Source organism: Dyadobacter sp. HNCC25DJ186 (genome assembly GCF_056895235.1).
This window is the reverse complement of sequence record NZ_JBXHAS010000008.1, coordinates 85,217-110,779: the sequence shown is the minus strand read 5'-3', so window position 1 is coordinate 110,779 and position 25,563 is coordinate 85,217. Positions and strand designations below refer to the sequence as shown.

18 protein-coding genes are annotated in these 25,563 nt (G+C 42.5%); 2 read left to right on the top strand and 16 right to left on the bottom strand.

Annotated features, from left to right (window positions below; translation table 11 throughout):
* Window positions 1-35: 35 nt before the first annotated feature.
* On the bottom strand, window positions 36-1,073 hold the full coding sequence (locus AC1XUO_RS21610; protein ID WP_483331860.1) for a Gfo/Idh/MocA family protein: 1,038 nt from the start codon (window positions 1,071-1,073) through the stop codon (window positions 36-38).
* 222 nt (window positions 1,074-1,295) lie between these two features.
* On the opposite strand from AC1XUO_RS21610, the gene AC1XUO_RS21605 reads away from it, so the two are divergent.
* Window positions 1,296-2,066 (top strand): IclR family transcriptional regulator, encoded by a 771-nt coding sequence (locus AC1XUO_RS21605; RefSeq protein ID WP_483331859.1) that lies wholly within the window; start codon window positions 1,296-1,298, stop codon window positions 2,064-2,066.
* A 61-nt stretch (window positions 2,067-2,127) separates the two neighbouring features.
* Here AC1XUO_RS21605 and AC1XUO_RS21600 read toward each other — a convergent pair whose 3' ends face one another.
* The 8 genes from AC1XUO_RS21600 to AC1XUO_RS21565 form a co-directional block, all read right to left on the bottom strand.
* Entirely contained in the window at window positions 2,128-2,796 is a 669-nt protein-coding gene (locus AC1XUO_RS21600; RefSeq protein ID WP_483331858.1) for a DUF3826 domain-containing protein, read from the bottom strand.
* 11 nt (window positions 2,797-2,807) lie between these two features.
* A complete protein-coding gene (locus tag AC1XUO_RS21595; RefSeq protein WP_483331857.1) occupies window positions 2,808-3,692 on the bottom strand; it encodes a sugar phosphate isomerase/epimerase family protein in 885 nt (294 codons plus the stop codon).
* A gap of 85 nt (window positions 3,693-3,777) precedes the next feature.
* On the bottom strand, window positions 3,778-4,863 hold the full coding sequence (locus AC1XUO_RS21590; protein ID WP_483331856.1) for a sialidase family protein: 1,086 nt from the start codon (window positions 4,861-4,863) through the stop codon (window positions 3,778-3,780).
* 62 nt (window positions 4,864-4,925) lie between these two features.
* Window positions 4,926-6,494 carry an MGH1-like glycoside hydrolase domain-containing protein gene (locus AC1XUO_RS21585; protein WP_483331855.1) on the bottom strand — a complete coding sequence of 523 codons (1,569 nt, stop codon included), beginning with the start codon at window positions 6,492-6,494 and terminating at the stop codon, window positions 4,926-4,928.
* Entirely contained in the window at window positions 6,473-9,598 is a 3,126-nt protein-coding gene (locus AC1XUO_RS21580; protein ID WP_483331853.1) for a DUF6298 domain-containing protein, read from the bottom strand. Before AC1XUO_RS21580 ends, AC1XUO_RS21585 begins: the two co-directional genes overlap by 22 nt.
* 112 nt (window positions 9,599-9,710) lie before the next feature.
* Complete coding sequence (locus tag AC1XUO_RS21575) at window positions 9,711-11,405, bottom strand: pectate lyase family protein (protein ID WP_483331851.1); 1,695 nt, start codon at window positions 11,403-11,405, stop codon at window positions 9,711-9,713.
* A 25-nt stretch (window positions 11,406-11,430) separates the two neighbouring features.
* Window positions 11,431-13,185 (bottom strand): RagB/SusD family nutrient uptake outer membrane protein, encoded by a 1,755-nt coding sequence (locus AC1XUO_RS21570; RefSeq protein WP_483331850.1) that lies wholly within the window; start codon window positions 13,183-13,185, stop codon window positions 11,431-11,433.
* A gap of 12 nt (window positions 13,186-13,197) precedes the next feature.
* On the bottom strand, window positions 13,198-16,326 hold the full coding sequence (locus AC1XUO_RS21565; RefSeq protein ID WP_483331849.1) for a SusC/RagA family TonB-linked outer membrane protein: 3,129 nt from the start codon (window positions 16,324-16,326) through the stop codon (window positions 13,198-13,200).
* A gap of 454 nt (window positions 16,327-16,780) precedes the next feature.
* Here AC1XUO_RS21565 and AC1XUO_RS21560 point away from each other — a divergent pair, with 454 nt between their 5' ends.
* Entirely contained in the window at window positions 16,781-17,275 is a 495-nt protein-coding gene (locus AC1XUO_RS21560; RefSeq protein ID WP_483331848.1) for a YdcF family protein, read from the top strand.
* On the opposite strand, the gene AC1XUO_RS21555 is transcribed toward AC1XUO_RS21560, so the two are convergent.
* The 7 genes from AC1XUO_RS21555 to AC1XUO_RS21525 form a co-directional block, all read right to left on the bottom strand.
* Window positions 17,265-17,609, bottom strand: coding sequence for a hypothetical protein (locus tag AC1XUO_RS21555; protein WP_483331847.1), 345 nt, complete (start codon window positions 17,607-17,609; stop codon window positions 17,265-17,267). The genes AC1XUO_RS21560 and AC1XUO_RS21555 overlap by 11 nt on opposite strands.
* A gap of 32 nt (window positions 17,610-17,641) precedes the next feature.
* Window positions 17,642-18,871, bottom strand: a complete 1,230-nt coding sequence (locus tag AC1XUO_RS21550) for an NAD(P)/FAD-dependent oxidoreductase (protein ID WP_483331846.1) — start codon at window positions 18,869-18,871, stop codon at window positions 17,642-17,644.
* A 68-nt stretch (window positions 18,872-18,939) separates the two neighbouring features.
* Window positions 18,940-19,176 carry an acyl carrier protein gene (locus tag AC1XUO_RS21545; RefSeq protein ID WP_483331845.1) on the bottom strand — a complete coding sequence of 79 codons (237 nt, stop codon included), beginning with the start codon at window positions 19,174-19,176 and terminating at the stop codon, window positions 18,940-18,942.
* 18 nt (window positions 19,177-19,194) lie between these two features.
* Entirely contained in the window at window positions 19,195-22,338 is a 3,144-nt protein-coding gene (locus tag AC1XUO_RS21540; protein ID WP_483331844.1) for an efflux RND transporter permease subunit, read from the bottom strand.
* Window positions 22,339-22,362: 24 nt separating this feature from the next.
* Window positions 22,363-23,412 (bottom strand): efflux RND transporter periplasmic adaptor subunit, encoded by a 1,050-nt coding sequence (locus AC1XUO_RS21535; protein WP_483331843.1) that lies wholly within the window; start codon window positions 23,410-23,412, stop codon window positions 22,363-22,365.
* Between the two features lie 39 nt (window positions 23,413-23,451).
* A complete protein-coding gene (locus AC1XUO_RS21530; protein ID WP_483331842.1) occupies window positions 23,452-24,768 on the bottom strand; it encodes a TolC family protein in 1,317 nt (438 codons plus the stop codon).
* A gap of 61 nt (window positions 24,769-24,829) precedes the next feature.
* A complete protein-coding gene (locus AC1XUO_RS21525) occupies window positions 24,830-25,444 on the bottom strand; it encodes a TetR/AcrR family transcriptional regulator (protein ID WP_483331841.1) in 615 nt (204 codons plus the stop codon).
* Window positions 25,445-25,563: the final 119 nt, after the last annotated feature.

The following is a 25,563-nucleotide window of genomic DNA, read 5'->3' as shown; positions in this document are numbered from 1 at the left end:
TTTAGATAATACCGTATATTTTTAGTGTTTATTTTTCAGATACACCTTTCCACAAGCTCCATTGTTTTGAATGCATCTTGTACACCGGTTACAAGTCTATCTTCTGAATACTCCGTAAAATGCATAAGTTGTGACATGCTTGTGATAAAAGCGTCCGGAAACCAATTGCCTGTCAGGTCATATCTGACCCATTCCGGACTACGAACTTCATTTAAAACACAATACTCCAATGTATCAGGCAGACCATTAGGATAACCGATCAACACACCCATCCGCGCCTTGATCGCACCTTTCGTCCCCTCCCATTTGATAAAACTTTCCTGGTGTTCTGAACCAAAATCGTGGTCATGATTGGTATTGATAACCGCGCGACGATTCTTTCCATAATCCAGTAAAATCGTACTTCTTGTGGAAGAAAAGAATTTCTCGGGATGTCCAAAACTTTTAGCAAAAACAGTGTCTGGCTCTCCCAGAAATGAGCGGATCAAATCGAGATAATGGATGCTGTGATACAAAATTTCCAGGTGTTCCTCCTGCGCCAACATCGGAAAATTCTGCCAGGGCGTATGCGTTGTCAGCCTTACTTCCATATCATATATATCGCCAATAACGCCGGATTCGATCATATTTTTTGCAGCCAGGACAAACGGCGCAAACCTTAACTGGAAATTCACCGCAGCTGTAAGATTTCTGGTCTGGCATATTTCAAGTAAAACTTTTGCTTCCTGGCCTGATCTACCGAACGGCTTTTGGATCAAAACCCTTGCATTTTTCGGCAGTAGTTTCAGAATCGTTTCATGTTGGTCCGGATTTAGCGCGAGGTCGTAAATGACATGCAGAGGTGCCAGTGTTACGGCATCCTTGACATTGGAAAAAACATGGGAAATATCATATTCCTCAGCCAAAGCAATTGCTTTTTCTATTAAAATATCAACAATACCGAAAATTTTAAAACCCGCTTTTTTATAAGCAGGCAAATGTGCATCTCGCACGATCCCACCTGCGCCAATGATCAAAATGGAGTAGTTTGTTGTACTTGATCCCTGCTCGTATTTCTCGCTATTATCTGCCATTAATTGTCCCGATACTTTATAGTCTGACTATTAATTTCAAATTCCTCCCTGAATAAAAAAAGCACATATTTTCACTTTTTTGTTATATAAAGCTGCAAATTGAAGAGAATATTGTAAAAATGACACATTTATTGATTCAACCTTCATTTTTAATATTGTTGGTTTACATATAAATCGTTTCTTTACAAATAAACCCACGCACAGATTAACTTCACCTGCATTATGAAGGATAACGAATCAAAATATCAGGCACCTGCGCTTGATAAAGGCCTTGATATCATGGAATATCTCTCGTTAAAAGCGACTTCTTTATCACAAACGGAAATCGCGGCCGGTGTGAACAAAAAACCAAATGAGATTTACCGGATGCTGGTTTGTCTGGAAAACAGAGGATACCTGATCAGGGATGAAGTTTCGGGCAAGTACAAATTATCCCTCAAACTTTTTCATTTATCACACCGCCATTCTCCCGTCGACGACATTCGCCGGGCTTCGCAGCTACCAATGGATGAGTTGTCGTCGGACATCAATCAATCCTGCCACCTGGGAATTTTGTATATCGAAAAACTTATGGTGATTTCCCAATCCAGAAGTCCGGGAGCAATTTCGCTTTCCATTGAAGAAGGCAGTTTATTTCCTCTCTTATTCACTACATCCGGCAGAGTTTTACTGGCTTTTATGCGGGACGAAGAACGCCTTCATTTATTACAAAGGAACGATCTTTATATGAGCCAGACTGTCAAACAACAAAAACAAACACTTGCTCTGCTTGACGAAATAAGAAAGTTAGGATACTGCGTAAAAGACAGTGATTCGACCCGAAGCGTTACGGATATCTGCATTCCATTATGCACCTCTCAGGGAGATATAATCGCAGCACTTACAGTGGCCGCACTTACTTCAAAATCAGACCAAAGCGTTTCATTTGAGCTGATCGTTGAAAAAACAAAGGTTGCTGCAAATAAAATTATGGAACGCCTGGGATTGAATTGATACTGATTATATTCCGGGATCTTCCGCTTTGGCCTATATTTCGCTGACCGGAAGTCCTACATTAACGTCCATTCGATTTTGCAGCCTTCAATCTTTTTTCCCATTCTTTGCGTTCTTTTTGAATATCATAGCCCGCAGAGGACAGATAATTGTTGATTCTCCCTTTGTATTTTCCGAAAATCTGATGTTTCGCATCTGATGTTCCCGCGTCCATGGCGAGCTCGCGCGCCTCCGTTAACCAGCTTAAAATTTGCTGTTTTTCAGCAGGTTTGAGTGTAGGGATCATATCTGCGTAAGCCTTGTAAGTCACCTGAAGAACGCCGTAAGTCATGCCGTCTTTTATCTGGTCAACCTGCTCAGAAGAAAGGTTTGATGAAAGGTCACCCAGGTATTCCCTATGCAAAATAAACAAATGCTTACCCGCTTCCGCTTCTATCAATTTCATATTTCTGTCACGCTGTTCCTTGTCGACACCTTCTCTGGATTTTTCCTTCTTTAACTGGTTATCTTTTTCTTCATGAATTTTGTTCAGGTTCAGATATTGCGACACAACGATCTGCCTAACCTTTCTATATTGTAAAGAGTCTGTTAATTGCAGAGGCACCAGTAATTTTTCAACTCTTTGCGTTATTATTTTAACGTAAGTCGCGTCATTATCTGTATTATTTTGTCCGAAGGACGCATTTACTGCAAGAAAAACTGTACAAATTAGCAGGAGTATATTTCTCATTATCTTCTGAATTACTGTTGAAAAATCGTTTTTAAATAAGCTGTATTTGCACTAAAATTACCCTTAACATCTTGCGGCTTGGATGCATCCCTTGACCGCTCGACGACCAGCCAACCTTTCCAGCCCATTTTATCCAGCGTCCTTTTTGCCTTTTTCATATCCAGCCGGGTATTGTTTTCCAGCCAGACACCATCTTTGTCGGTGCAATGGATCTGGCAAATCCTGTCCTTCCCCAGAATTTCTAATTCTTTATATAAATCACGGCCAGCTTCCAATGGGTTGGAAAAATTAAAATAAATCTGAATGGATTTCGAGCCAATCTCCTTTAAAAGAGCAACTTCCTCTGTTGCGGTCAACGAGGTTTCTATACCTATAATCACATTTGCTTTTTCGGCCATTTTAGCCACCAGCTTTAATTTTTCTACGATCACAGGCCGTAGTTCCGAATTTTTCACCAGATCACCCTGAACACCAAGCGGCAGAAAAGCCACCTTAATATTCATTGATTTCATAGAATTGATACAGTCCTCAACCATTTTGTCGGTATGCTCCCGTTTTGCGAAAGACTGAGCGTAAAAACCAGTCATTGCTAACGAGCAAAATTTCAGATTAAGCTCTTTGGCTTTGCTCATATATTGTTTTCTTATCTCAGGATCGGCGAGTTTGTTATCAAAAGTCTCCCTGTTTCCAAGTCCACCCATATCAATTTCTAACCCGTCGGCGCCAATTTCCTGTGCTAGTGGTAAGGCACTTATTTTTTGACGTTTTAAAATCATCAAGTCAATAACTGCAATTTGGTATCGCTGATTTTTCTGTCTTTTATCTCTTGCTTCAACATTTATCGATAGTAAAACTAATAGGAACAGTATTCGGATAAATCGTTTTTGTCTTACCATTGATATCGTTGTTTAATTTAAAGCCCCTGTAAAATCACCAGTTTGTAGAAAATTCCGACCTCCAATAATCTCTAAGCCGAGAAATCTATTCCGGCCATACTTCATTTACAATTGGCTTCGACTTCAACCTGGTCGGGTCAATTTTAACATATTTAATGCGTTCTCTGCGCCAGGTATACACGACGTGAACCATACCATCCGCAGATTGAATAACCGAGGGATAGGAATACTGACTAATCTGAGAATCTTCCAGGATCAGCGCTGCATTCCAGTTTTTCCCATCATTTGAAATGGCCATGTTTAATGGGGTCCGTGAACCTTTTTTCTCCTGTTCGGGTGTCTTCACATGGTTGTATGCCAGCAATTGCCGACCATCTTTCAGCGTCACAGCGTCCGTTCCTGAGTTGTTATTGGGCATATTGGTGAGTTGCATTTCTGACCAGGTTTTTCCCTGATCGCGAGACCATGATTCGGCGATCGAGCGATTTCTGCTTCTGCATAAAATCTGTAAATCACCATTTTTATAGGTAAGAATACTTGGCTGAATTGCATTAATTGTCTTCCCGTCATTTATCGGCCCAACTTTTCGCCACGTTTTTCCATGATCAGCTGTCACCTCAAAGTGAACCTTCCATCCATTCCCTTCTGTGCTCGACGGACACCATAATTCACCATTTGGCATCAAGATGGGTTTATTTTTTACCGGACCAATGAATCCTTCCGGTAACGAATTTGGCTTTGACCAGCTTTTTCCGTGATCCTTAGAGGCGGTCATATAACCTTTCCAACCAGCTACGTTCGGCCCGACTTTGTAAAAAAGCAAAAGACCTCCGTTTGGCACCTGATACAAAACAGGATTCCAGCATGCATATCTGAGCGTATCATTTACGATACCATTCGCAACTTCAACGGGTGGCGTCCATTGATCATTATTTAAAAAACTTATCCAGATACCCACATCGGGATTACGCTCCTTTGTCCCGCCAAACCAGGCAGCGACTAACCCGTCCGGAGTTTCTGCGATGGTCGCTGCATGACTTTCAGGAAAGGAGGTTTTTTCAAAAATGAATTCTTCTTTGATAATACCTTCCTTCCAAATCTGTGCAGGCAAAGTGACTGACATCAAACAGAATACCCCGCTAATCAGTAGTTTCGTTTTGTAATTTTCCATATTTATATGCTGTCAACTTTTTGTTTTTACTGATCAAATGATGAAAACACTGCCTGAGCTGCCTAATTGTTAACCAGAATCCGTTCTATGTTATCCGAAGAACCTACCTTTTTCCCATTGACAAACACCATCAATCCTTTTCCTTTTTGATAGTGGTCCCCATGCCTATCCCATACGACGGTTAGTATTTTTCCGTGGTATAAAATATTATCCAAACAGAACCAATCCCACTTTTCCTGAGGAATCAGCGGATTAATTTCAACTACCTCATCGGCTCTCGGACGCAACCCGATCAACCCTGAAATAATCAGGTCGTTGAAAGTGGAATGGTTATAATAACGGCTCCTTTCCTGATCACCTTTGAGCCAATAACCCGTAGATTCGTCTAGATATTCTCCAATGTATGGTTTCCCACGGTAGTATTGTGACTCTACGTAGAGTTCCAGCAATCGAAAATAAGCGGTGTCTGCCAGAATTTTCTGTTGGTCATTGTTCATCCGGTTCGCCATTCCCGTAAGTGTTTGCGAAGTGGCAAAAGGCCAAACGGCTCCATCCCACTCACATTTGCAGCAGCCATGTGTACGAAAATCAGGATGACGGCGCTCTGCGGTCGTAAGGCCGAAGGGTGCCTTAAAACCTTCCGGATCCGATACCTGTTTCCATGCGGCGTCATATTTTTCATCGGGTAAATTAAAGTACCACGGAATGAAACCTATTGCTTCGCGTACCTGCGCAAAATCTCCGTTCCCTTGTTTCTTAACCGTTTCAAAAAACTGGCTTTCCTTATTCCAAAGTCTGTTCTCGATCAAACTTTTTATGGTATCTGCTTTATATTGATAAAAAGAAGAAAGCCCCGTGTCGTTTTTCAACAAAGCTATTCCGGCGATGGCTTTGGCATTTCCAAACATATAACTGTTGATTGTCGGGCGTGCGTTCTGCTCCCGTCTGCCACCGCTGAGTGATTCCTCCATGCCATCTTTTACATCGCTTTGCCAAAACAGACCACTTTTCGCCCGACGCTCCTCTTCCCAGGACTTGTACTCGCCGACAAGGTCGGGCAACATATTTACCACGAAATCTTTGTCTGCATTTACTTTGTATCGATTAAAAAGTGCATCTGCCGTCCAACTGCTGAATGACAGTAATTTTTTCATCTTTCTGCCATCGTTTCCACGGTACCAGACATGTACATATTCATCCAGATACCGCTGATCATGTAGCCAGCGACCTTCATAAATGTGATGCCCCAAGGCACAGCTAATCATGTTGTATTTGTCGGCATAATTTCTATCGACCAGAAATTCTGTCAGTATGAAACCCTGCGGAGTCTTGTGGATATGCTTTCTGAATGTCCACCAGCGGTAATAGTATATCTCTTTAAAATTATCCTGGGGACAATCAAAAAGTGGAATGTTGGCTTTCATCCAGTCCCATGACTGCGCATTCGAAATTGCATTTACCTTGTTTTCATCTTCCATCCGGTTAAAATGTTCAACGTGGTGCCGGTAATTTTCAGATTTTAAAACAGCTGGCCCCCTACTTTTTGGAGAGCAGGAACATAAGAAAAATACAAAACACACCAGCAAATAAATCAATTGATTGAATCTCATCATTTCTTTTTTGATATCCATAATATGACCGGATTATCGGCCACTTTTGCGACCGGCAATAACTTCCCTCCTTTTACAGTTTCGACTTTCCCCAAACTTTTGCCTGTTTTCGAATCGATCTTCCGTAGAAAATAACTTCCTTTAAAATCCGACAGATCGAGGGTTATATTTTCCCCTCCCGGTTGATAAACGATCATTCCTTTTCCAGGACTAATCATTCCGTATTGTTTATCTTTCTTAGGAAACACCTGCATTTTTGAAGCATCCGACAAGAGTTTATTGTCAGCGATTTTCGGAATTGCACTGATTGATCCACCGGCAAAAAAGACTGCCCAGGCATGCTGATCAAAACCCGTAGAAGAGTATAAAACGGGCTTTTCAGGATATTTTTGGCGATAGTACAAAACCGCATTGTAGATGGCATCAAAGGACGTCCTCCCCGTTTTCTGAATGCGTGCGTGCTGTCTGGGAGCAAGATTTTTCCCGCCGGCAGGGGCGTAATATGTGCCGTCTTCTTTTTTGTTCCAATATCGAATATCAATGATATCCACCACTTTTTCATAATCCGGATCAGACAGGATAGTGTCCTGAACATCCTTGGTGGTACTTAATGCCACCAGCGCATTTTTCCCCTTTTCCTTTTCCCAATCTGCAATTACGTCCAGCCAAAATTTAACAAAATGCAGAGGCCCGGTATACTCGGCACTGATAAACTGGATGACTCCACTTTGATCAATAAAATTATCAAGACATTTCCGGATATAAGATTTGTGCAATTCTTTACGAACGGGGTTGCTGATATCGTAAAACTGATCTGCCATAAAAATCCGCTTGTCACCAGCATAAGGCGGTGGCTCCGGAAAAGCGGTTTGATTAATATTGTTGGCCGGCCGCCAGGGAAAGTCAGCATAGTGAGCACCTGCTTCAAGAATATTATGCTGGAAATAATTTTGATGAAACAAGACCAGTCCTTTCTCATCGGCCAGATCAACGAACTGGTGAAGTCTGTCCCAGTACCAGGTATTGTATTTTGTCAAATCATACTTACTCAGGCCATCCCATGCTTTCTCCTGCCCACTTCTGGAAAAAGGCAACTCGTAAAATGGCGACCATACTTCGCCATCAATCCTGCGGATACGCTCATGATCATCCCTTCTCCTATCATACCAAAGACCATAATTATGATCCAGAACAGTGATATTTTTTACCAAAAGAGAATCAGCCATTTCCTCAGGAATATCTGTCAATCCGTGGCCGATCCTGCCCGGAACAAAACGCGTGATATGCGGTTTTGCAGCTGGAATATCATCCGGACGAAGACTTCCGCGCCACCAGGGGACCTCCTGACGATTACCCGTAACTACCAAGTCTCCACGGACCAGCCATCCATTTTTTATTTCCAATGAAGGCAAATGTTTTCTAACCGGATTGTCTGTGATCCCAATTTCATCAATCGTTTTAACGTGATTCTGGATAATCGAAATAGGGTTTCGTTTCCCTGCTACATCTATCCATTGAGAAAGTTGAAGCATCGGCGCCAGGGATTGTCCAGTTAATTCCGCCGCCTGTTCCAGTGTCGGGCTGCTTGACGCCTCAGTTTCTTTCGGCATCAAAAATGCGTTTTTGTAGACATCCTTTGAAATTCTTTCGGCAAGCTGGGCATAGTAAAAACTTTGCGGCTTGATATGCTCATTCACATTTTCCCAATAACCGTCACCGGCAAATTGTGACCAGCTTCCAAATGCATAATTACGCGCATTGGGAGGACTGAAATTTTCAGTCTTTGATGCCGAACATTGCCAAAACACGCTGTTTGCGGCAGCCCAACCGGCACCATGACCATCCTGACCTCTATTTTTAAAACTTAATGCATTACCATCAATATTCACGATATCAAAAAGGACGCCCGATGCCCAGCTATCGATTGCGCCACTAAAACTATATGGGAGATGAGATTCGCACTGGACAAATGCATTGGGCCCAGACGCGCAAAAACCAACTGAAAAATCGTGATAGCCGTGCTCAGCATAACAGCGCTGGAAAAGCGTTTGCTGACCTTGCGTGAAAAAAGTGTAACGCCGCTGTCCGCCAATTTCGGAAACAGGGTTTAACGACTTGCAGTCTTCTACTGTAATCTTGGATGCCGTTTCATAAATAGCGACAGCAGATCCTGCCAAATTTTTAAAATTGATCTGACGAACCCAGCCATTTTCAATGTTTTTGAAAGTAATTCCCATCCATCGGTGGTCTTCATCTTTGGCATTTTCCGGATCAAAACTGGATTCCAAACTCAGGTTTTCAATGCCAACGTGAGTAATTCTTCCTGACCATTGATATGTAGAGACAGATCCGCCTCCGTATCTTTTTTCAAGTGCGGTCGTTATGGGCGCATCAATCGTTATTTTATTTCCTGAAACAGATGTGATAAGTCTGTCCCATTTAAGATCATGCTGTCCTGGTTTCCATCCGAGCCATCCGGTTTCACCGCCAAACGCTTCCATTTTTAAATCCTGAATCCAGGTTTTGATCGAAGGTCTCTTCACGATAATTCGGTCTCCTTTTTTTACCAATCCGGGATTTTGAATTTTAAAGGTTGAGGCATTCACGGGAACATAATCGTCTAGAATCGCCATTTCCCGACCGGCCTTGTTATCATTTTTCCCTGCAACTGTGATGATCGTTTCACGCGTTTTTCCATCACCAAACAGTACAGTCCCGTCCCTGCCAAAACCACTTCCTCTTAAAACAACACCAGACTTTGCAATCACAAGATGTCCGGAAATTTTGTGAATACCTTTTTCCAAAAGCACAGTACCACGAAAATTATTTTGATCCGGAGGCAGTGAGGCGACGTAATCAATGGCTGATTGAATTCTCAACGTGGCATCGCCTGATTTAACCGGTACCCGTATCTTGATCGGTACTTCCGGAATTTCTTCGTTTCCTCCCTGGTAACCACTATGAGAAAAATCCACGATCCTGTTGCCCAGCGAATCGGGGATGTACACAAGTTTGCCATCCTCTCCCAACGCGACAGGAGCGAGTAGTTTTACTTTTTTTTGAGCCATTACCTGCACGGTAACAAGAAAACACAACCCGCAAATCAGAAGGGTTGTATTGAACATGTCAGTCGATGAAGTGTATTTTCTTTTTTTCAATTGTTTTTAGAATGTTGAAGTATGTATTTTCATTTACCCGTCGGACGGCGAAACAGCAGTCCGACGGGCTTGCCACTCACTATTTCTTGCCGGATGCTCCTTTTGCGGAAGCCAGCGTATCGACATTGTTATCCGGATTCTTCCAATCTGTTTTCTTTTTGGGATCAATTCCGTTGATAAACTTTTCAATATTTGAGTATCCGTCTCCACTCATATCTTTTTGCGCATCCGACGGATCTTTCGGATTCAAGGCATATTTAATTTCCCATTCATCCGGCATACCGTCGTTGTCAGCATCTTTGTACGGCGTTCCCTTATACTCAGGATAACCACCAACCTGCGAAATATCAGTAATAATCCCATTTTTATAAGAGTCGATCGGCAGGCGACGATGTTCGAATTGGGTCGCAGGTAATTTTACGTCATTACGCGGATTAATCTTTCCTGTACGTACCTGTGTGGTTACCCGGATATCAACCGGATCGCGTTTGGGCAGCGTGGCACCCGCGTTTGCCAGTACATAATCAAACGACTCCTTCGCACTCATCATGGGAAATTCCGGCATGGGAAGCGGTTTATTCCACTTCATTTGGTCACGGTATTTGCCGGTATTGGGAAGCTCCTCCACCTGCACACCACCATCCCAATTATCTTTTGTAACATTTTCGTAACCTTCCATGACGTTACCATGCACATAGGCGCGACCAAAAACGAGATGGTCCAATTTACTTCTACCTGCTTCCGGTTTAAGAATCCGGTGACCAATCGGCGAGTTTTTGGGTGTTTGCGGCCCCGGTTTGAAATAGTTATTGATAATGTTATACATCGCCCGATAATCGCCTCCGTCAATCGATCGGTGAACCCAGTTGAACACGACGTTATTGGCAAAATTGAATATACCAAACCATCCTATCGATGGATTCCTTCCTGCGTTATTCGCCCACAGGTTCCGCATGAACGTACAATTTTCTCCACCCAAAGTACTTCCAAAAGAGTGGTTCCAGGTATCCAGGGTTTCTGAAAAAATTGAATTTTGAATGGTAATGTTCACGGTTGGAAGTTTTTGTTCAGCAATGCCTGTGCTGTCGTTATACATGTGACGATACATTGACATGTTCTCATCCAGACCCCAGCTCGCAGAAACGTGGTCAATCATGATATTCCCGATCGGATTCCCCCCGATGGAATCGTCGCGACGACCCACAAAAGTTTCGCCGCGGCGGAAACGCATGTGCCGGATCACGACGTCATGCGTATTGATCCAGACCGTTTCGCCAGCCACACAAACACCGTCGCCGGGAGCAGTTTGTCCGGCAATGGTAATGTAAGGAGCACGGATAATTAATGGTGTTTTGATCCGGATGATACCTGCTACATTGAAAACAATAATTCTCGCACCACCTTGTTCACACGCATCCCGGAGCGTGCCCGGACCGCTGTCAGCCAGGCTCGTTACTACGAAAACCTTTCCTCCGCGGCCTCCGAAACTGAATGCACCGCCTCCCTGGGCACCGGGAAATGCCGGGATTTCTGATTGTGGCAAATCGACAGGTCGGGCTGCCCAGGGAATATAAGGTTTACCACTTTTTGCCTCCTGCTCAATAACCGGCCAGGCCTTTTGCCATGCGATATCAGATTTTTTACTTGCTTCCGCCAGTAAGGAATCACTGGTTTTTTGTGCCGCGGCTGGAATTTTAGGATATTGTGCATAGGCTTCTGCCCCGATCCACAGCGAAATAACGAGAGAATAAAAGGAATAACGTTTCGTTTTCATAAAGCAACAGGATGATGATTTCAATTTATTTTAGCGGATCAAAAGTGCCGGATGGCCATCCGATATTTTGTTCCAGACGTGCGTTATTAGCAATGGCGGTTGAAGGAATTGCGAAAAAATAATATTCAGGCAGCCATTTGATTGCGTATTTTGTATCGAGCTGTTTTGGTACGATTTCAAAATAATTTCGATAAGCAGAGTCCAGACTCATACCATCACGCTGCGACGCAAAGTTTGCTGCTGAAATAGCCGAAGTTTTTAGATTGATCGTTACACCGCTTCTCCTTTTGCCGTTCAGCGTCGATTCGAATAATTTCCAGCGGCGCAAATCCCAGAAACGTTTTCCTTCAAAAGCCAGCTCAATCCGCCGTTCAAGAAGAATTGCCTGGAACATTTCGTCTCTGGTCATATCTGCTTTCAGTCCATAAAGCCCGTCAGCACCCGGCTCAATTCCTGCACGTTTACGAATTTCTGTCAATTGTTTGTAGGCTTCGTCCAGTTTGTTTATACCACATGCAGCTTCTGCAAAATTTAGCATCACTTCCGCATACCGCATTTCGATCCAGTCTGTTCCGCTATTCGCAACGGCACCCGTGGGGAGGTTAGGATCAATTGCTTTACGCACATAAAATCCGCTCACGGTTGCTTTTTGCTCAACCGTTTTATTCTCTACAAAATAAGTCCATAACCGGTAATTGGTGTTACCGTTAATGTGCCAGGTTGATCCGTTATAAGCAATCGTATTATCGAATCTTGGGTCACGGTTTTTATAGAATAATTTCGCATCATAACCCGACCCTGGTTCAGTAATATTTTTACCATTTTTCATAGGAAACGCCTGCGTAATCTCCCAGGTTGGCTGGTTGGACCCACTTCCTGTTCCGAGATACGACGGTCTTGTATTATTATCCCAGTTCTGGTTTTTATTGATCTGGTCGCCGACTTTATTATTGTAACCCGTCACCCAGACCGCCTCAGGATTATTTGCCTCAGTAAACCAGAGATCCTTGAAACTGGTATGCAGTTTAAATCCATTCGTTGTCAGTAATTCGATCGCTTTTTTACTAGCGTCATAGGCGGCCTGCCAACGCTCTGGCATATCATTTGGATTAAATTGCGGGCTGGCATAATGAAGCAAAATCCGACCCTTAAATCCCGCAGCCGCTCCGCTGGTAATTCTTCCCCAATCGTTCGTATTTGTCCATTTCCCCGGAAGATTCGTTATGCTATAATCAAGATCCTCAACAATTTGCCGGATGCTTTCCGAAGTGCTGCTGCGCGGTATTGCCGCCTCATCTTTTGCTTCCTGACCGACACCTTCCAGTGGTGTCAGTACCAATGGGACACCGCCATAAAGCTGCACAAGATCAAAATACCGGTACGCCCTGAAAAATGTGATTTGCGCCTGTAATTCTTTTTTATACTTTTCGCCTAAAACGCTGTTGGGCATTTTGGCCAGAAACTGGTTAATGGATCGAATCTTTCCATAGTTATTTGTTGCGTTCACAGAAGTACCGAAGTCCACCACCGTGTTAACCTGCACAGTTCCTTCGAAAAACCGTGTTTCTCCTGAAATCTCATCCGTAGCTTTTTGAAAATCTCCCGTCGGCCAAACGGGTAAATTCTGATCATAAACATAATCTACGTAACCTCTGGCCAGCAGCGAATCATTAAAAACCTGCTCTTCATTAAAGGCTGAAAGGTCCGTCTTATCCAGAACTTTTTCGCAACCTGACAAAGTTAAAGCCGTAAAAACAGCGATCAGATATCTTTTTTTCATTAGTTCAGACATTTAAAGTGTGAGGTTTAAACCAAGTGACCAGGTCCGCATGACCGGATAAACATTATACGACCCAGCAGCAGCTTTATAATCGTACGGATTGTAAAAATTGACTGGGTTCATCGCAACGCCTATAATTTTCAGAGAACTGACGCCCATTTTCTTAGCAATATTTTGTCCAAGTGTATAAGACAGATTTAGGCTTCGCATTCTGAATACAAAAGAATTTCTGAACCAGAATGATGAAACGACCGAATAGGTATCTTCATAAAAAGGGTCAGGATAGGCTGCGGATGGATTTTCGGCCGAAAAGTGGTCAGCCCAGAACACTGGCCGGGAAATGTCTTTTGCCGCCCTTCTTCTCGCATCACCTTCCACCAAAGCTTGTCCTCCAAAAGAGCCGGCTGTAACCATATCCAGCTTAAATCCTTTGAACCCTATCCCAAAAGAAAACCCGAATGTGTAGTGATTGTTTTCCTTATGTGTCAGCCAGTCAAGATCATCTTCTGTTATCTTTCCATCCGGGTCGGCATAAGTTCCGTCCGTTTGCCTTGGCCCGCGGATGTCTTTATAGTATAACATTCCTGGCTTGGGTGCCTGTCCGAAAATGGTGTAATTCGCATTGGTTTCCAGAAATTTGTTCACGTCGTCCTGCGACCGGAACATACCCAGATAATGATAGCCCTGAACACCGCGGTCGCTGGATTGGCCTGTCGGATCAAGCCAGGTTCCAACATTGGAGGGAGCCACATCCACCAGGATATTTTTGTTATCATTCCATGCCAGAAAAGCATTGAGGTTATAATTTATGTTTTTTCCAATCTTATCATTCCAGCCCAAAGAAATTTCGGTTCCGAATGAATTTATTGTTTCATAGTTTTCCGAAGGCATCACTGAACCGATCGTCAGTGGAACAGAAGATGACAGCGTGGTCAGCAGATTATAACCGTGATCGTGGTAGACATCGATCGTTGTCGAAAGTTTATTGTTCAAGAACGAAGCATCCAAACCGATATTTTTCTTCGTGACATCATCCCAGCGACCAAAATAATTAGGAAGTTTTTCAAGTTTAATACCTACGGCGCGGTCACTATTTCCGCCAAAAACAGCTCCATTTGATGCTTGTGGCGTATATCGCTGCATCCATTGCCAGTTTGCCGTCCTGTCTCCTCCCAGAAATCCGATCGACGCCCGCAATTTCATAAAGTTTATAAAAGCTACTTTCTGTTTGAAAAAATTCTCCTCTGTAATTACCCAACCCGCTGAAATCTGCGGAAAAGTCCCCCACCGATATTCTGGCGCAAACTTGGTCGAAGCATCGCGGCGGAAGGAAACTTCCAGTAAATACTTTTCAGCATAGCTATAATTCAATCTCCCGACGTAAGACAATACGCCACTTTCGTTAGCAAGGTTTGGACCTATATCTTTTGCGCCCAGCGCTGACATCAGATAGTCATTTCCACCTTCAAATATCCCTTCTTTCATCGTAGCAATACTCTCCGAATAAATTTCTGATTGCTCAACCAAAGCAAGTGCGCTTACAGAATGCCGACCGAAATCTTTTGCATAACTCAGGTTAACATTCATCTGATACCCATCCGTATATCCCGGGTTAAATCTTAATCTGTCACCATTATTAAGTCGCGTAGCCGGATTTGGAGTACCACCGTAAATATGCTTGTTATCCCCCAGCATCGAAAAACCATAAGTCTTATAATAGGTACCAAACTGTTTTCCCCAGTCGTTGCCCATATTTTTATTGTAAACAGTCCGGATTTTGAAACCTGGAATAAATGGCACATTGTATTCCAGAAAAGCATTAATATTCAGGACCGTATTTCGTGCTCTCGTGTAATTGTTCAGTTTTTGTGCTTCAAAAAAATGAAAACCTGTTGCATTACTTCCGCCGGGTAGCAGCACCGGCAAACCATCCACATAAGGCGGAATAAACTGAGGCGTATTCAATAAATTCGTCACATCTTTCTCCACATTTTCGCCTCCCTGTTTCAAATAAAACAATTTGTTATCCGACAGGTTACCGCTAACGCCTAGTCCAATTTTGATGTTATTGGTAACTTTCACATCCGCGCTGGCTCTGAAATTCCACTTTTTATAATCAATATTATCTACGTTCCCGTTTTGGTAAAAATAGCTGGCACCGGCAAAAAAAGTGGCTCTCTCCGTACCACCGCTGATATTCAAAGCATGGCGGGTATTTAATGAAGGTTTCCAGGCCATATCAAACCAATTAAAATTATTTTTTTTGAAATGTTCCAGTTCGTCCGCTGAGTAATATTCCGGGTCTGTTGCAGCAAGGCCCCTCGTTTTGTTATAGTCGTTGAGATAGGTCGCCAATTGGACGCCGTTCATCACCTTCGGCTTGTAACCCGCGTCAGAAACTCCGAAAGTCGTCGTGTAATTAAAAGATGGTTTTCCTGCCTTTCCTCGTTTGGTACGGACCAGCACCACACCCAAAGCTGCTCTTGCTCCATAAACTGCGGCGGCTCCATCCTTTAAAATTGATAGATTTTCGATCTCAGAAGCATCCAAAAGCTGAAAATCAGCTTCTGTCCTGATCACGTCATCAATAATGAAAAGCGGCGAGTTACTGCCTCCGTCTTTTGACGCTTTTGTCGGGTTACGTATCACAATAGACGCAGGTGTTCCCGGCCGGGCCGTTCCTCCACTCACTGCAACACCTGCTAACTTCCCTGCGAGGGCTGATGAAATATCACCAACCGGCAACTCGTCTATCTCGTTCATTTTAACCGTTGCAACCGCGCCTGTCAGATGTGATCTTTTTTGCTCTCCATATCCTATAACTACGACATCATCCAAAGCTTTCACATCTGGTTCAAGCGTGATTTCCAGGAAAGTACGATTACCGATGTCTATCGTCTGATTTATAAAACCTACATAACTAATGACGACCGAACTTCCTTCCACAGGTATATCCAACGTGAATTTTCCATCTGCATCACTGGTTGTACCACTCCGGGTACCTTTCACCAACACAGAAACGCCAGGTAACTTTTCTTTCGAAATACCGTCCTTCACCTCGCCTTTCAACTGGCGGGTCTGTGCTATTCCACTGAGCGACAGGCCCAGAAGAAGTAAAATAAGTAAAACATTTTTTGTCATCTGAGCGTGTCTTTTAAATATAACTTTACCAATATTTACTGCGATTTTCAATAGTAAAATGAGTTAAAACCCTTGATCAAGTCTATTTAGGCACTTGGTAGAATACAACTATTTATTAGATTTTTTTTATGCACACGTTGCCGGGAACGATTGCGTTACCTATTTAATATTTTCCGGCAAAAGAGAAAGTGTACAAAAGACACAATGTTTGGTGCGATTATGCACTATGTTATCACAGAACTAATGTCCGAAAAGTTGTATTATTCAAATATGAATGCTAGTATTAAATATAAATACAAAATACTTTTCTTCGAATTTTAACTCATTTCATAATTCATGAGGAAGTAGCGAAATGAAAAATAAATAAACGAAAACATATAACTAAAAAAATGAATATTCGGGGTATTATAAATAAAGTCACTATTTTGTTTTCGCTTAGCCTAAAACAAATGTTATGAAAATTATCGTCGTGCTGGGAGCACCTAACTCGGAGGAAGGCGTGTTGAGCGAAATGGCTATGAGTCGCGTAAAACTTTGTGTGTCGCTATATGAAAAGGAACACGCCGGTATCATCCGGACGGGTGGATTTGGAGCCCATTTTAATACAACGGAAAAGCCACATGCTTTTTATCTTAAAGAAATGCTCAAAAAAGAAGGGGTTCAGGAAAGCGCTATCCTGGGTATGATAGCGTCAAGCCACTCAGTGGAAGATGCAACACTTTCCAAATGGGTAATTGGAGCATTAAAGCCGGAAGAAATTTTGATCGTTACTTCGGATTACCATCAGAAACGGGCGAAGATTATTTTTGATGCAGTTTACGCGCCTTTTAAAAACCTTTCATTTTTCTCGGCTTCCAGCGAATTCGTCGATCCTGAAATACTGAATCCATTGGTTGCCCACGAGAAACAGGCGGTTGAGGATTTGTTAAAAAATGGCGTTAGATTTTAATACGCAGGTCAGACTTTTTTGAAAATAGCTTTTCTTCATTCTTAAACTCCGATCTATAAAATCGGGATACACTTCGGATCAAATGAAATGGTATTACAATCGAAAAAATATCATCATTATCCTGACCGTCAAGCATCATTTTGCATTTAAATCCATCGTTTAAAAGCTCAATGCGTTTTACTGAATTTTTATTCAGGTGAAACGGCTCATAGTCTTTCATCTGGATATCATAGAAAAAATACCTGGCGTGAATCAAATAATGTACCGAAGCGTCGGAAAGGTCTTCGATCGCTTTATAAATGATGGTTTGTAAAAACAGATCTATCTTTTTCATATTATCCAATTAGTTTGCCAGAATAATATCCCTTAAAAAGACTGCTGTTTAAATAAGTATGATCTGATCCCGTAAAAGAATATTTTCAACCTGCTTCCATGACTCGTTATCGGGTACCAGTGAACCAGAAAATTTGTAACCCAGGCACGCTTTCCTGTCAGCTGAATATTCAATAACTTCCAGTTCATGACGGCCTTCGTTCTCCCGGTTACCACAGAAATACCAGGATCTTTATAAATAAATCTTCGTAATTCTTTCTGCTCCGCCATGAGTTGGAAATTCCTTGCCAGGTTTTCTCCCTGCTGAATGGCCACCTGTGCTACTTGCGGATGGCCCTCCGGATATTCCAGAGAACTTGTTTCGAGGCAATTGTCGCCTATGGCGAAAATATTGTACGTACCATAAACCTTGTTATAACCATCTACCTTGATCCTGTTTTCTTTGCCGTAGGCCTCGTCATCAAGTCCTTTAACCTTTTTTCCCTTGATCCCGGCAGTCCAGATTAAATTCGCTGTAGGGATTGCAGCACCGGAAGACAGGAGAACTTTGTCACCTATATAATCCTGAACATAAGTATTTAATAGAATTTTTACGCCTGACTTTTGAAGGAATTTAGAAACATACTGTCCTGACTTTTCGGACATAGCGGGTAATAAAACCGAATCTTTCTGAACCAGATAAATTTCGCAACCATTATCAGAAAATTTGGGGTCTGACTTTTTAATAATATCCTCTTTTATTTCCGCCAGCAATGAGGCAATTTCTACTCCCGAAGGACCACCTCCAGCGACGACGAAGGTCATCATTTTTTTAACTTCATGCGGTTCTTTCGCATCAGACGCTTTTTTAGATTGCTGCAAAAGTCTTTCCCGAAGCGCCATTGCATCGTCAATTGTCTTCAAAGAAAATGCATTTTGCTCAATATTGCTGATGCCTGAATAATCGGTTTCAGTTCCCGTCGCAAGCACCAAATAATCATAGTCCAAGATTTCAGTGTCAAGTACGATCTGATTTTCAGTCGGACGGATGCTTTGCAGCATACCTTTTTGAAAACTCAGATTTTCCTTTCCTGAAAATAATTGCAGGAAAGGATTACTGATCTGAAATGGTTCAAAAAATGCGGACGTAACCTGGTATAAAAACGGAGGAAAAAAATTATAGCTGTTCTTATCCACCAGCGTGACCTGAAATTTGATGTCATGTGCCAGCGACAGTGCGAGTTTCACACCTGCAAATCCGCCGCCGACAATTATTATTTTCATTCTGAATCTTGTTGAAGGTCGTCGTATCAAATTTTAGCATAGCCGAAATCTGATGACTATGAATAATTTCAGGCAGATGCCATCTGCTTTGCTGACAAATATTGCTCAATCTGGCCAACCGTTTGAAGTTTTTCATAATCTTCATCCGGGATGGCAATGTGAAACTTATCTTCCATTTGTAAAACAAGATCAATTGTGTCCAGGCTATCTAACCCAAGATCTTTCGCCAAATGCGCATCTTGTGAGATTGATGACACCGGCAATCCCGATGTCATACTTAACAATTCAAAAAGCTGATTGTTCATTTTTCAGTCAGTTTAAGGTTATTGGGTAATAGTGGCAACCGAACCTTCAGGCTTAGACTTCGACCGAAATGACGCCCATTTTTCACCTAACCTATCGGCCAGGTAGTAGGCCATTGGAACAAGATAAATGGTCAAAATCATTGAACTTGTTAGTCCGCCGATAAGTACCCAGGCCAGCGAATTTTTCCATTCTGCTCCTGCTCCGGACGCTGTTGCAATGGGAATCATCCCGATAACCATAGCAATGGTCGTCATCAAAATTGGTCGCAAACGTTCTTCGCCGGCATGTAGAATTGCCTTCCTGAAAGGCACACCCGATTCCTTCTGCTGATTCGCAAAATCGACAATCAAAATCGCATTTTTCACAACGAGACCAATCAGCATCAGCATACCAAGCAAGGCAAAAATCCCGATATTTGAGGATGATAATGCCAAAGCAAGCAAAGCCCCGATGACGGCAACAGGAATTGAAAAAAGTACGACAAACGGGTAAATAAAGCTGTCGTAAAGCAAAACCATGATGAAATAAACCAAAAACAGACCAGCTAACATGGCAAGACCTAACGACCCAAAACCCTCACTTTGATTTTTGGCGTCACCACCCCATTTGATCGTTACACCTGCCGGAAGTGGATTTTTAGCAAGATCTGCCTGAATATTGGCTACCAAAGTTCCTGAACCAATTCCCAGAGTATTTGCAGTGACCGTGACTGAAGAGCGGCGGTCTTTACGTTCCAGAACGGATGGGCCCGTACTTAAAGTCACGTCAGCAAATTCTTCCAGACGTACCGTACGGCTTGCGGACGGACTGAAGAAAGTGATATGTTTTACGTCGTCGGGGTCTTTGCGATCAAAAGCGTCAAGCATGATCCGGATGTCATAATCTTCTCCTCCGTCACGGAATTTCGAGTCATCATTTCCTGCGAAAGCGTTCTGCATTGTTGCTCCCACCGTTTGAATGTCCAACCCAAGACGCGCCATTTTCTCACGGTCAATGTCAACCCGTACTTCCGGATTCCCTGATTCAACGGATACGTTCACATCATTTGCCCCAGGCGTTTTTTTCAATCGGTTGGCCAGGTTATCAGCCGAAGACAGGATTTCATTCAGATTGTCTCCTGCCAAAAATATCTCAATCGGTGCGGAACCCGAATTAACCATCCCCACAATTGCTGAATTGAATTCGATACCTGCGAACTTTTTTTCCAGCTCCTTACGAACGTCAAGCATATACTTTTCCGTTGGTACGGAACCTCCACGCTCTTCCAACGGTTTTAATTCCACCGTCAATTCAGTCCTGTTTGTTTCCCCCTGTCCGGAGCTGTTCATCCCGGTACTTGCCCCACCAACGTTCGCGAAAATAGTGGTCACATCCGGTTTTTTTCTCAAATATTCCTCCACACTTCTGGCAGTCAGGTTATTCTGCTGCAACGATGCACTTTTATCCAGCTTCATCGTCAGCAAAAACTTACCCTGATCACCCTGTGCTACGAATTCCTGACCGATTATTCCGAGTCCCATAACCCATCCTGTGATAACGAAGAGTGCAACGAGTCCGCCGGTAAAGATCAGTTTGTGACTTAATACCCATTCAAGACTTCCGTGATACCATGTTGTCAGTTTGGTCAATTGTTTTTCAAACCAAAGAAGAAAACGTTGAAATGGATTTTTCGGATCAAGGTGTTCAATACGCGCCATATTGGAAGTCATCCATGGTGTAAGTGTGAAACTTACAAGCAAACTGATCATGGTTGCAAACGCAACTGTCAGAGAAAATTGGCGGAGCAAATCGGCGATAACAGAATTCACCATCGTAATCGGAACAAAAACTACCACGATTACCAAGGTGATGGCAAGGGCAGCAAAACCGATTTCCGTAACACCATCTATGGTAGCCTGCCAGCGGTTTTTGCCCATTTCCAAATGTCGCTGGATATTTTCCAAAACCACAATCGAGTCATCCACGAGGATTCCAATTACAAGAGACAAAGCAAGCAATGTCATCAGGTTCAACGAGTAACCCATTAAATACATAAACAAAAATGCTGAAACCAGAGAAGCAGGCACAGAAACCATGACGATGAACGCATTTCTAAAACTGTGAAGGAAGAGCAACATCACCGCAGCAACGAGAACTACTGCCAGAATGAGGTCATGTGTTACCGCTTCCACAGATTCAAGCGTAAAAATGCTGCTGTCATAAGCTATTGCGAAATGTACTTTATCCTTTGCGTTCGCTTTCTCAATTTCAGATAATTTCAACTGAACGAGTCGGCTGATTTCAACCGCGTTCGCGTCGGATTGTTTTTTGATAAAAAGACCGATACCATTTTGTCCGTTATACCGGCTTATGCTTTCCGTTTCGCCCAACCCATCTGTGATATCTGCCACATCGCCTACACGAATCTGGCTTCCCTCTTTGGATGTTGAAATCACAAGGTTACGGATATCATCCAATGAGCTGAATTTTCCGGCAAGCCTCAGTGTCATGTTTTCTGAAGCACTTTTTACCTTACCTGTCGGAAAATCAAGGTTTGCCTGATTGATCACCTGCGTTACCTGCAAAAGCGATAGTCCGTAATATTTTAGTTTGTCGCCATTTACGTTCACACGAATCTCACGCTGATCTCCACCCACCATCGTGATTTCGGCGACACCTGCAATCTGCTGGATAACAGGCAAATATTTATCTTCCACCTGTTGGTAAAAAACTTCGTTAGGAAGTGACGAAGTTGCCAGAAGCTGCATGATCGGCTGATCGCTCGGCGAAATTTTGGATAAAGAAGGCGTTTCCGCGTCATCGGGCAAATCACTAAGCATGTTGTTGATGTCGCGCTGCGCATCTTCCAACGCCTTATCAAGATCAGTACCCGGTTTGAACTGAACAATTACGAGCGATGCACTTTCATAAGATTTCGAAGTTACGTCATCAATATTATCAAGACCTGATACTGCATCTTCAATTTTCTTGCTGATTTCTGATTCAACTTCCGATGGCGCTGCGCCGGGATAAAGCGTTGTAATGGTTACGATCGGCACCGAAAATTCAGGCAACAATTCATAACTTAACAGACGATAGGAAAATACTCCGCCAATGGTGAGAATCGCGAAAAGCACGATAATCATCGACGGGCGTTTGATGATGGATTCAATAAATTTCATAATGAATACTTTTGAGAATGAGGTTTACTGCGCTGATACAAGCGTTCCGTTTTGCAGGTTGATCTGGCCGCTCGTCACTACCCGATCTCCTGCTTTAAGACCTTTAGTAATTTCATAAAAATCGTTAGTGGCTACGCCGATCATTACATTTTTCAAAATTGCCTTACCATTTTCAACAACATAAACCTGCGGTTCTTTTGCAGAACCCATAATTGCCTGGCGCGGTATGGCAAGCGACTCACCTTTGAGCTCATTTGAATTGGCGATCGAACCGTACATACCAGCTTTCAATGGATTATTTGCCGTATTCTGAACCGCAATTTCTACCGGATAATTATGCGCTTCATCGCCCTGCGCACCGATCATAGAAACTTTTCCCTGGAATTTCACATCCGGATATACCTCCGTCTGAACGGAAATAACCTGTCCCATACGAAACTGGTTAACCGCCTTTTCAGGAACATTCACGAGCAATTTAAGCGAAGCAATGTCTGTAATTTCAGCCATAGGTGTTCCAATGGAAACAACCGATCCTTTTTCAACTAATTTGGAAGTAACGATTCCTGAAAAAGGTGCAACAATGCTCGTATTGGCAATCTGCTTGTTCAATTGTTTTATTTGCGCCTGCGTGCCACGGATACTAAGCTGTGTTCTTTCAAGATTTACAGCGGGAACAGCATCACCTTTTACCAAAATCTCATATCGTTTCAAATCATTTTGATAACCTTCCAGCGTAACCTGCAAAGCTTCCACCTGAAAACGAAGCTGATCATCGTCCAGTTTGGCAAGAAGCTGGCCAGCACCTACATGCTGACCTTCCTGAATATTCAATTTCACAATTTCCCCTCCCGCAAGCGGACGGATTTCAATTTGACGGTTTGGGGTAAATGACCCTAAAAATTTCGTATCCTGCGTCAAATTTTTCATTTCGGCAACCGTCGTTCTCACACCAACTTTAAGGTTGGGATCAGGTTGATAAACTTTGGCTTCCGTTGCTTCTTTGTTGCTTAGAAGTTTTGCAGCCGTGAGGCCGAGAACGGCAATGATTGCGACAACTATTAAAAGGCGTTTCATATTTTCTATATTGAAGGTTGGTATCTTTATTTATTATAATTATTTGGTCAATAAGGAGCCTGTTGCTTTTTTCCATTCCAGCTCTGCCTGAAGCAATTGCACAAGCGAAGTCAGGTAATTACTTTGTGAATCAAGCAAAGTCTGCTCCGACTGGATCACATCAGAAAGCGAAACAATTCCTTCTTTGAATTGAAGTTGAATTTGTTTGTAAACACGGCTTGCCAGCGCAACTTGTTCATTTTTTGAATTGATATTCTGCTGTTCAACGGCAAACTTATTCCGGGCGTTTATTTCTTCCATTTCAATGGATTGTTCCAGCTGTTTTAACTGCACCGAAAGTTTGTCGTTGTCAATCCGGTTTTGAGTCCGCTGCGCTTTTCTTGCCATACCGTCAAAAACATTCCAGTTTAATTGCAGACCTGCCCAGTAGCCGGGTACCTGTTTGAAAACCGAGTTTTCTCCGCTTTTGCCAAAATAAGTAAGGTTTGCAACGCCATAAGCATTCACAGTTGGCAAATATCCCGATTTCAAATTTTTATCCTGCAAAACATTCAAGTCCTTCTGACGCTCCAAAAGTGTGATATCTGTTCTTCGCATGCCGTTCTTTTCCGCTTGTGAAGGCAGCAAAACATTTTTAACCTGGATATCTATACGCAAGGAATCGGACTGCGGAATTCCGGTATAAAGTTTAAGCAGGTTAACAAGTTGCGCGTAAGAATTTTTCAGTGTTTTGAGCTGAGTTTCCGTGGTTGTTTTATTGATCAGGATCCTGTCCTTGTCAACGCGTTGAGCTAATTGATTCTGATATAAAAGGTCAGTAACCTTATAAAGCCTGTCCGTTGAAATAAGATTACTGTCTAAAAATGCCATTTGCTGAACAACCGTAACCAGATTGTAATATGCATCGGTTACATTGTATGCAATGTCTTCTTTTGTCTTAACCGTGGATAAAGCTGTCAGGTCTCTGTTCAAATTAGCTGCCTTCAGAGCATATTTTACCGATGGGTTGTACAGAGCCTGAGTTACTTGCGCAGAGGTTGAAAGATTGTAGGGCAACCCAAAGGCAAATGTGCTGTATGTTCCTTCCGGTCCTCCAAAAGCACTCGCCGGAACAACCTGTCCGGGAATTTTGAAGTATCGTTTGTAGTCGCCAGTGACGCTAAGAGAAGGTAAGAGATTCGATCTGACTTCATCAATTTTAGCATTCGTTTTTGCTTCGTCCAACACGGAAGACTGAATACTGTAATTATTTTTCATGGCTAACTCGAGCAGCTGTTCGAGATTACGCTGCTGGGCTTGTACACGGGTTGTCATCAGCACGACCAACAGCAGTGCAGTTTGAAATGAAAATTTCATTTAAGGAAGATTTAAATAAATATTTATTTTAAATGTTTGTTTAAAACCAGGGTAAAAAAATTTAGTGATTATATAGATAGCAAATAATCATCTCTTTGATTCGCTCTTTATGATCTTTCGCGTAGGCATCAAACTGTTCTTCGTTGGTTTCAAAAATCTTCATGTGCATACTCTTACCAAGGAAGATAAATTGGATATATCCACAAAGCATCGGAACAATATTCTCGATTCCGATCGGACGAACATTTCCCATTTCAATCTCTTCTTCCAGTTGCTCGCCAAATTTCGTACGCCTGATCTGACGCAAAAAATTCAAATCCGGAATCAGGCGCTCGGGTGCCCGGTGAACCTCATTCACAATAAAATTACATAGATCCGGTTCATTGCTGACCATCTCATAAGTGTGGTCTATTGTCTCAAAAATTTTAGACTTAAAATCAATATCCTTATTCAGGATATCGATGGTATTTTGAAAATACAGATTTAACAGATCTTTAAAAATCTCTAAAAACAGTTTTTCTTTACTTCTGAAATAATAGTTGGTCAGTGCAATATTCATGTCAGCCTCCTCAGCAATATCTCTTGAAGTGGTTCCGTCGAAACCCTTTTTCAAGAATACTTTTCTTGCCGCCTCCTTAATCCGCTCTTCACTCGGCTTACTACTGATACACTTCACTTCACTATCTGTTTTGTAATTACAATTCAAAAGTGTTTAATAAAATTCAAACTTCCAAATCTTTAAATGTATAATTTAAACAAACATTTAAAATTTATATTTAATTATACAATTTAGGG

Bases quoted from the DNA above. Each gene is read 5' to 3' on its own strand.
- AC1XUO_RS21610 (WP_483331860.1), bottom strand. From the start codon at position 1,073: ATGGCAGATAATAGCGAGAAATACGAGCAGGGATCAAGTACAACAAAC.
- AC1XUO_RS21605 (WP_483331859.1), top strand. From the start codon at position 1,296: ATGAAGGATAACGAATCAAAATATCAGGCACCTGCGCTTGATAAAGGC.
- AC1XUO_RS21600 (WP_483331858.1), bottom strand. From the start codon at position 2,796: ATGAGAAATATACTCCTGCTAATTTGTACAGTTTTTCTTGCAGTAAAT.
- AC1XUO_RS21595 (WP_483331857.1), bottom strand. From the start codon at position 3,692: ATGGTAAGACAAAAACGATTTATCCGAATACTGTTCCTATTAGTTTTA.
- AC1XUO_RS21590 (WP_483331856.1), bottom strand. From the start codon at position 4,863: ATGGAAAATTACAAAACGAAACTACTGATTAGCGGGGTATTCTGTTTG.
- AC1XUO_RS21585 (WP_483331855.1), bottom strand. From the start codon at position 6,494: ATGGATATCAAAAAAGAAATGATGAGATTCAATCAATTGATTTATTTG.
- AC1XUO_RS21580 (WP_483331853.1), bottom strand. From the start codon at position 9,598: ATGTTCAATACAACCCTTCTGATTTGCGGGTTGTGTTTTCTTGTTACC.
- AC1XUO_RS21575 (WP_483331851.1), bottom strand. From the start codon at position 11,405: ATGAAAACGAAACGTTATTCCTTTTATTCTCTCGTTATTTCGCTGTGG.
- AC1XUO_RS21570 (WP_483331850.1), bottom strand. From the start codon at position 13,185: ATGAAAAAAAGATATCTGATCGCTGTTTTTACGGCTTTAACTTTGTCA.
- AC1XUO_RS21565 (WP_483331849.1), bottom strand. From the start codon at position 16,326: ATGACAAAAAATGTTTTACTTATTTTACTTCTTCTGGGCCTGTCGCTC.
- AC1XUO_RS21560 (WP_483331848.1), top strand. From the start codon at position 16,781: ATGAAAATTATCGTCGTGCTGGGAGCACCTAACTCGGAGGAAGGCGTG.
- AC1XUO_RS21555 (WP_483331847.1), bottom strand. From the start codon at position 17,609: ATGAAAAAGATAGATCTGTTTTTACAAACCATCATTTATAAAGCGATC.
- AC1XUO_RS21550 (WP_483331846.1), bottom strand. From the start codon at position 18,871: ATGAAAATAATAATTGTCGGCGGCGGATTTGCAGGTGTGAAACTCGCA.
- AC1XUO_RS21545 (WP_483331845.1), bottom strand. From the start codon at position 19,176: ATGAACAATCAGCTTTTTGAATTGTTAAGTATGACATCGGGATTGCCG.
- AC1XUO_RS21540 (WP_483331844.1), bottom strand. From the start codon at position 22,338: ATGAAATTTATTGAATCCATCATCAAACGCCCGTCGATGATTATCGTG.
- AC1XUO_RS21535 (WP_483331843.1), bottom strand. From the start codon at position 23,412: ATGAAACGCCTTTTAATAGTTGTCGCAATCATTGCCGTTCTCGGCCTC.
- AC1XUO_RS21530 (WP_483331842.1), bottom strand. From the start codon at position 24,768: ATGAAATTTTCATTTCAAACTGCACTGCTGTTGGTCGTGCTGATGACA.